This is a genomic window from Komagataeibacter melaceti (assembly GCF_003403295.1).
In the GTDB taxonomy this organism is placed as follows: domain Bacteria; phylum Pseudomonadota; class Alphaproteobacteria; order Acetobacterales; family Acetobacteraceae; genus Komagataeibacter; species Komagataeibacter melaceti.
On the sequence record NZ_QUWV01000232.1, the window covers coordinates 1 to 792 of the forward strand.

General features: G+C 60.5%; 1 protein-coding gene and 1 pseudogene. Both read left to right on the top strand.

Annotated features, from left to right (window positions below; translation table 11 throughout):
• The coding region (locus DY926_RS16735) for a DinB/UmuC family translesion DNA polymerase (RefSeq protein ID WP_456305935.1) at positions 1-309 on the top strand (309 nt) is incomplete at its 5' end.
• Between the two features lie 106 nt (positions 310-415).
• A pseudogene (locus DY926_RS16740) lies at positions 416-792 on the top strand (IS21 family transposase); the annotation flags it as partial.

Consider the following 792-nt stretch of genomic DNA (forward strand, 5'->3'; position numbering starts at 1 on the left):
CGGCCTGTCCTGCCTCGGGACATGATACAGGACCGCCGTTCGTTTGTGGAACCCATCTCCACGGCGGAAGCCATCGCGACCGTCATCATGGTGCTGGTTGGCGCCGTGTGTACGGCACTGCAGCAACGTGGGGAGGGTGCGAGACAGCTCGACCTGCTGTGCGAACGCGTGGATGGCAGTGTGCAGGCGGTCCGGGTTGGTACGGCCTTTCCTGTCTGCGATGCGGACCATATGGGACGCCTTCTGCGGGCACGGATCGAGACGATCGAACCCGGCTTCGGCATTGAAGCGATGAGCCTCGTGTGTTGATTTTCACTGAGAACTGACCCGGGTAGGGCGGAAATTTTCATCGAGATTTGACCCATGCCTTCACACTCCCCGGCAGCATCTGCTGGGGGTTTGAGGAGTGATTGACATGGAGCTTCTGAGTGTGATCCGTCGGTGGCACTGCCGGGATCATCTTCCGATCCGCGAGATCGAACGCCGGACGGGACTGTCACGCAATACGATCCGGAAATATCTCCGGGCACAGAGTATTGAACCGCGGTTCCAGGTACCCGAACGTCCCAGCCGACTGGACCCGTTTGCTGACAGGCTGAGAGGATGGCTGGTCCTGGAAGCCGCCCGACCCCGCAAGAACCGTCGAACGGCGCGACGACTGCATGAAGACCTTGTGGCACTGGGTTATGATGGATCCTACGGACGTGGCCGCTTTCATCCGGCAATGGAAACACGAACAGCACCAGGCACGCCAGACAACGGGTCGGGGTGTTTTCGTGCCCCTGAGCTTCC